The organism is Pseudomonas sp. SIMBA_041 (genome assembly GCF_046535095.1).
Taxonomy (GTDB): domain Bacteria; phylum Pseudomonadota; class Gammaproteobacteria; order Pseudomonadales; family Pseudomonadaceae; genus Aquipseudomonas; species Aquipseudomonas mucoides.
The window spans coordinates 1-5,558 of record NZ_JAWRXJ010000021.1; the positions used below are offsets into that span (position 1 = coordinate 1).

At 61.3% G+C, this 5,558-nt stretch carries 10 protein-coding genes and 1 pseudogene; all 11 read right to left on the reverse strand.

What is annotated here, in order from left to right; genetic code table 11:
* Positions 1-233, reverse strand: a 233-nt coding sequence (locus SB725_RS29905) for a phage tail protein (protein ID WP_410922990.1), incomplete at its 3' end; no start/stop codon positions are given.
* Positions 226-837, reverse strand: coding sequence for a phage tail protein I (locus SB725_RS29910; RefSeq protein WP_027923836.1), 612 nt, complete (start codon positions 835-837; stop codon positions 226-228). The genes SB725_RS29910 and SB725_RS29905, both read right to left, overlap by 8 nt.
* Before the next feature lies 1 nt (position 838).
* The gene (locus tag SB725_RS29915) at positions 839-1,717 is read right to left on the reverse strand and encodes a baseplate J/gp47 family protein (RefSeq protein ID WP_410922991.1); all 879 of its coding nucleotides are present in this window, start codon (positions 1,715-1,717) and stop codon (positions 839-841) included.
* Complete coding sequence (locus SB725_RS29920) at positions 1,714-2,040, reverse strand: GPW/gp25 family protein (protein ID WP_043302559.1); 327 nt, start codon at positions 2,038-2,040, stop codon at positions 1,714-1,716. Before SB725_RS29920 ends, SB725_RS29915 begins: the two co-directional genes overlap by 4 nt.
* Before the next feature lie 13 nt (positions 2,041-2,053).
* A complete protein-coding gene (locus SB725_RS29925) occupies positions 2,054-2,275 on the reverse strand; it encodes a hypothetical protein (RefSeq protein WP_410922992.1) in 222 nt (73 codons plus the stop codon).
* A 61-nt stretch (positions 2,276-2,336) separates the two neighbouring features.
* Entirely contained in the window at positions 2,337-2,897 is a 561-nt protein-coding gene (locus SB725_RS29930) for a phage baseplate assembly protein V (protein WP_410922994.1), read from the reverse strand.
* Positions 2,864-3,427, reverse strand: coding sequence for a hypothetical protein (locus SB725_RS29935; protein WP_410922995.1), 564 nt, complete (start codon positions 3,425-3,427; stop codon positions 2,864-2,866). Before SB725_RS29935 ends, SB725_RS29930 begins: the two co-directional genes overlap by 34 nt.
* Entirely contained in the window at positions 3,420-4,052 is a 633-nt protein-coding gene (locus SB725_RS29940; RefSeq protein WP_410922996.1) for a phage tail protein, read from the reverse strand. The genes SB725_RS29935 and SB725_RS29940 overlap by 8 nt, the downstream gene beginning before the upstream one ends.
* A complete protein-coding gene (locus tag SB725_RS29945; protein WP_410922997.1) occupies positions 4,049-4,363 on the reverse strand; it encodes a hypothetical protein in 315 nt (104 codons plus the stop codon). Before SB725_RS29945 ends, SB725_RS29940 begins: the two co-directional genes overlap by 4 nt.
* A 2-nt stretch (positions 4,364-4,365) precedes the next feature.
* A complete protein-coding gene (locus SB725_RS29950) occupies positions 4,366-5,361 on the reverse strand; it encodes a major capsid protein (protein WP_410922998.1) in 996 nt (331 codons plus the stop codon).
* 62 nt (positions 5,362-5,423) lie between these two features.
* A pseudogene (locus tag SB725_RS29955) lies at positions 5,424-5,558 on the reverse strand (head decoration protein); the annotation flags it as partial.

Here is a 5,558-nt window from a genome sequence, read left to right on the forward strand (position 1 = left end):
GTGATCACTGTGTTGGGGTTGGCCGGATCGACTCGGATCTGATTGATCGGCGCCCGGCGCCATTCGTTGATCAACTGAGTTTGCAGGCGGTCGGGAATCGGGTCGGTGCCGTTGGCATCGCCCAGGCCCATCTCGGTAAACATCCAGTCCTGGCCCATGGCGATGGCATTGGCGTGCTTGGCTTCGCCCACGGCGGTGAGGATGGCAAAAAACTGACTGGTCTTATCAATCATAGGGATAAACGTCCAAGGTATCGGTTTCATCGACGCAGAGCGCCGGGCCAAAAGTGCCGGTCACGTCGATGTCTTTCGGGGCTGGTGGGAATACGTCGATCTCTTCGCCTTCTTGCACGCACACAGCTATGCCCAGTACGCCCTCGGTCTGCAGACTGAGCGCCAGGTTGGTCATGTGCCGGCTAACCGGGCGGGCGTCGTCGATCAACCACGCCAGTTCCTCGTACAGCTCCTCGGTGATGCCCGAGTCATTCAGCCCGACCTCCAGGGCAAAGGTGCCGGGAACGCCTTCCGGCACGGTGTCGAACCACTCGACCACGTCGATCAGGTAGCCCAAGGGCTCTACTACTCGGCGCAACGCACCAATGGTGCCTTTGCGCGCATGCACGTCGTACGCCGAACGGATCGCCGTGCGCTTGGCCTCCTGGGTCCAGTTGTTGTTCCAGCGGTCCACCGACCAGGACCAGGCCAGATACGGCAGCAAGTGCTCAGGACACGAGTCGGCGTCATACAAGTTGCGTAGCGGAATCAATGTGTTTTCGTAGTTGGCCGCTTCCACGGCCAGTTCCAGCGGCGTGCTGTTGAGCGGTAACTGACTGCTCATGTCAGGCCCCCAAGGTCACGGTGTATCCAGTGCAATACGCTGCCTCGGCCTTGCTGGGTTTGAGATCGGTCCAGCCCAGCAGCTCGACCCGGGCGATGCCGGGAATGTGCAGCTGTGCATCGACGCCCGAGCGCGCGACTTCCAGCCCCAGACGGCGACGTGGGTTGATCCACTCGCTCAGGCGCTTCTGGCTTTCAGCCAGGTAGGCTTCGTTTTCCGGCCCCGGGGCCTGCGGATACAACACCGCCTCGATGCGGTAGTCGATCACCGCCGCACTCTGCACCGTGAGCCGATCGGCCACTGGCCGCACATCTTCGTCATTCAGGTGCAACCGAACCTGTTCGAGTAACTCGGGCGAAGCGGTGCCGCTGCCTTCGAGGCTGAGCACGGTGACCACCACCACGGCCGGCGATGGGCTTTCTGCCGTGGCATCGGCCACCAGCCCGGAGGCGTTGCGCGCATGCAGGATGTAGCTGTTACGCGGCCCTGCCGTGGTCAGCCCCTCATACGACAACTGCACCCGCTCGCGCAAGGCATCGTCCTCTTCGAGCACCTGCGGCGTCGGCGGCACCGTACCCGGATCTCCAGCCTGTATCACCAGACGCTGCAGGTTGACGTTGGCAGCCAGGTGATCGAGGTCGGCCCGCTCGGCATGGGCCAACAGCAAAGCCTTGCCGGCGTCATTGACCCGCGCCCGGTTCTGCAAGGCACCGTACGCGGCCTGCTCGATCAGTTTGAGCACCGGGTCGCTTTCCAGCTCCGCGCTCCAGTTGTCGCCCATGCTCAAGCGGAAGGCTTCGAGTTTTTCCTGGTAGACCGCTTCAAAGTCGAGGTCTTCCAGCACTTGCGGCGGCGGTAGGGCCGCCAGTTCCATGGTCATGCGGACACCTCCAAAGTCACGTCGCTGCCAAGGTACTGCCCGGTCAGCTCAAAGGTGATACGCCCGTCGAGAATGGCCACCGCGCGCACCCGCCCCAGTTTCAAGCGCGGCTCCCAACGCCCGAGCGTGCTGGCCACCTCCGCCTGCACGGCACTTTTCCAGCCGTCATTCACCGGCAAGTCGACAAAGCGCCGCAGCTTGCTGCCGTACTCCGGGCGCATGCGGCGGCTGCCCAAGGGCGTGGACAAGATGTCCTCGATGGACTGGCGCAGGTGATCGAGGCCGGAAATGAGTTGGCCGGTACGGCGGTCCAGTCCGATCATCCCGATCATTCGATCAGCCCTCGGCCGGAACAAAATCCTTGCGACCGTGCAAATACTCGATCGCCACCGTGTCATCCGAGGCCACTGCAACCTGACCCTTTTCCACTTTTAAGGTGCGCTCGGCGTCCAGCAGAATCAGCACCCGCGAGGTAAACAGCGTGTCGCGAAAAAGGCTCAGCGTGGCCGGCGAGGGTGCCTCACTGGCCGCTGATACGTCCTTGGTTTTGCTTGTCATGGGCATTACTCCAGGTATAAAAAAACCCGCACATGGCAGGCTGAATGTTTGGGCCATCAAATTAATGTGAGTGGTGGTTGCTGTTGCCCCCGGCGTCCATGATCGTGCCGCTGCCGTTGATGTCGCCGGACACACTCAGCGCACCGTCGATGCTCACCTCACCCGCCAGAGTGATTTGGCCGGCCGTCACTCGGATGTGCTCCGGCGTCACTTCAACCTGCGAGCCACCGACCGTGATGGTCGCGCAGCTGCCGTCGGGTAACGCGATGCTGTAGCTACCGGCTTGCCAGTCGTAGACCAGCGAGCCACCATCGTCGAAGTACCAGGCCTCGACGTGATCGCGGTTGTCCGGCGGGGCCCCGGCATTGCCATACAGCCCCGGAATAAAAGTACCCATGGCTGGATCACCGCTGGGGCTGAACAGCGCGCCCTGCTCATTCAGGCTGGGCGCGCGCCAATGACAGGCCTTGCCCGCCGCCAGACTGTGCCAACGCACCCAGGCACTGACCCAGGTCCCGGCCTTGACCCGCACTCGCCCGGCCATCAGATCGATGCCGACCACCACGCAGGGCATCAGCATGGCTGCGATCATTCGGTCGTGTTCGGCGCTGGCGTATCCCATGCCAGATCCTCCGGCTGAAAGTAGTGATTTTCATTGCCGGTACCGGTGCAGCCGTCGACGTTCAGGTACAGCGTCCCGGGAGGCTCGACTGGCCACAGCCACTCGACTTCGCCAAGGTAGATCTGCTGAGTCCATTCCACCACCCACACGGTGTAGCCATCTAGTTCGGGCTTGGTCCAGTCTTGGCGCGAGGCCACGAATTGCGCCTGCTCGACATTGTCCAGGCCCCAGGTCTGTCCGCGAAGGAGGATCGCGATTTGCGCCGCCAATTGGGCACCGAGTTGCTGATGCCGGGCCAACTCGGGCGCGACAATAATTCGCGCTTCAAAGCGTTGGACCAGCACCGTTTCACCAGTACCGATGTCTTGCCCGGGTTCAAACTCTACCGGTTCCAGGAACACCGCCGGCAGTGCCACCCGGTCCTGAATTTCTGGACAGGTCGCGACAAATCGCACCGAGGGCAGCGCTTGGCGAAGGTGTTCCTCGATGGCGGCGTATAGCGCATCCAGCGAAAAGGCAGGATCAGACACGGGCGCTCCCCTTCAGGTATTTATGCAACTCAAAGTTCATCTCCTGCTTGAACACAATCAGCAGGCGCTCATCGGCTTTGTTGGCCCAGGTGTAAAAAGGCGCTTCGGCGTCTTCGAGCGAAACCTTGGCCTTGGCCAGTGGAAAACGATTGTCGTTTTCCGCGATCCAACCCGAGCTTTTACCTCCTGTCGCGGATGCGCCACCAGGATAGTCGTCCGGGTTGAAATGTTTGCTGGAGGTACGAATCCAGATATCCGCCTTGTTGCCATACACACGCTTGTAAAAAGCGCCCTGATACTGTCGTCCCGCCACCGAGACACCGGCCTTGCCCTGACGGGGATTCCCTACCCGGCTGGCGTCCATTGGGTTGGTGCCGAACCAAAGTTTGCCCGGTTGCCCCTGGCCTTTGATGGGATAACAACGCAGACGCTGCCGCACTGCCCGCACGGCAATCCGCTCCTGCTTGCTGACATCGCGCGCCATGTGTGTGGCCAGCCACCCCAACGTCTTGTTAATCGCCCGTCGTTGCGCCGCGGCCACGGCCTTGGGCATCACCTTGGCCAGTTGTTCAAAAGCCTGCACATCGTCAGCCGAAAGCTGCAGCGACACCGGCACAGCACTCATGCTTTTAACCTCAGCGACAAGGCCACCAGCCCATCACCCGCTGGTTCCAGATGCGTCAGGGTGTACTCGCCACCGCCGTCCAGGGCGGGCAACTCGATGAGCACCGTTTGCGTTTTCTCCACGCCCGCGGCATCGGCGACCCGAATGTGAAAACACGGCTCGCGCAGACCGGTGTTCAAGCGACCGATCTTGGGTTGCAACCAGGGTGCCGAAAACATGCCCAGCACCCGCCGACCTTCAATGAAGCCAACATCAGCCAAGGTGTCGAACACCACCGTGTCGATCGCCTCGACCAGGTCTCGAAAGGCCATGGTCAGAGTGTCAGCAGGATCTGCGCCCGCGGACGCGTGCACAGATGCAGCGGGTTGGACTGCGCTTCACCCGCCATGCCCTTGTTGAACGGCAGTGGTTCCAGCTTGCTGTAATACGGCAGGCCTTGGGTGTTGGCGGTTTCCATGTAGTCCGCTGGGGCAAAGCAGGAAATGTACAGTTCCGGCACACCTTCGGGAATCAACAACGCCTGATCATCGTGGATAAACGCAACCCCGGCGATGCGCCCGCGGTAGCGTTCCCAGACAATGCCGCCCAGCTCGAAACTGTCTCGCGCATCGCCACGCAACTCCGCGGCCTGGATCGTATTGAGGTAGGTTTCCTCAACCGATTTGTGCGTGATCAGCTTGTTCCAGAAGTTCTTGCCGCAGAAGGCCCGCGCGCCCGAGCTGGTCACGCTACCCAGTTCATCGTCTTGCATGTCCAACGCTTCGGCGCACTTGACTCGGATCTTCGTCGCCGAGTCGTTCAGGCCCATGGACAGGCGTTGTTGCTCCACACCAAACGCCTGATAGATGTTCAGCAGGACCGTCGAGCCATCCGCGTCCAGCACCAGACCATTGAGCGCGCCCATGCGCTGAAATTCATGGGTGGCATCGAGTTGACGCTTGGCTTTGCTCAGGCGCGTGTTCACTACGCCCTGCACCGCCTGCAGTTCGGTGGTCGTACCAAAGGCGCGAATGCCTTGAATCTCGTCGGCCTTGATGGTGAAACGCTGCGGCAGGTGAACGGTGTTGAACGGGATCATCTGCCGTTTGCTGGCACCGACGACCAGACCCGAGGTACCGCGCTCACCCGCTGGCACCAGTGCCAGGGTGTTACCGTCCTTTTCGATCTGGACGGTCAGGGTGCTGATGCCTTCCTCGCGAAACAGCCCCAGGCTGCTGATGCGACCCGGCAAATATTCCTGTTCGTTGATCGCCGCAGTCAGCGAGGACACAGAAAAAACATCGTCGGTAAAAATGCCAATATCGGCCATAAAGAGGCTCTCCAGAAATGCAAAACCCCGCACAGGGCGGGGTTGGGGAAAAGGGAACTGACTTAGCGGGCAATCACAAACTGAGCCGCCAAGGCTGCTTCAGCGTCAGCGTCGAAACCGGTCAAATGCACCTCGCTGACCTCGGCCAGTCGCACCACCGCACTGGCTCGACGCTCCTCGGTCGATTCGCCCAGTGG